This window comes from Clostridium sp. AM29-11AC, assembly GCF_003480545.1.
Classification (GTDB): Bacteria; Bacillota; Clostridia; order Lachnospirales; family Lachnospiraceae; genus Otoolea; species Otoolea saccharolyticum_A.
The window spans coordinates 1-501 of record NZ_QUJI01000023.1; the positions used below are offsets into that span (position 1 = coordinate 1).

Genomic DNA, 501 nt, shown 5'->3' on the forward strand with positions numbered 1-501 from the left:
TTTTTGTATCAGGAAAACCACGCGATAGTCGCGTGGTTCTATAGGAGCTTTAGCGATGTATTCAGACAAAAAAACTCCTAATGTGTATAATAAAAACGTGACCTGCCAGTTACGTAAATAAAAACACATTAGGAGGACTGTATCATGTCAGAACAAAATACAGACGTAAAAAGTTTAGCACATACAAAATGGAATTGCAAATATCACGTGGTATTTGCCCCCAAATATCGGAGAAAAGTATTCTTTAACGAAAAGAGAGAAGCAATAAGGGACATTATTAGGACGTTATGTCAATGGAAGGGAGTAGAAATCATAGAAGGAGAAATATGCCCAGATCATGTACATTTACTGCTTAGTATCCCACCCAAAATGAGCGTTTCGGGATTTATGGGATATTTAAAAGGGAAAAGCAGCTTAATGATATTTCAGAGATTTGGAAATATGAAGTTCGCATACCGAAACCGCGAGTTTGGTGTAAGGGATACTATGTCGATACAGTAG

General features: G+C 37.1%; 1 pseudogene. It reads left to right on the forward strand.

Annotation, left to right across the window (positions count from 1 at the left end):
* Positions 1 to 144: 144 nt before the first annotated feature.
* Positions 145 to 471: pseudogene (gene tnpA, locus DW757_RS17795) on the forward strand (IS200/IS605 family transposase); the annotation flags it as partial.
* Positions 472 to 501 lie beyond the last annotated feature (30 nt).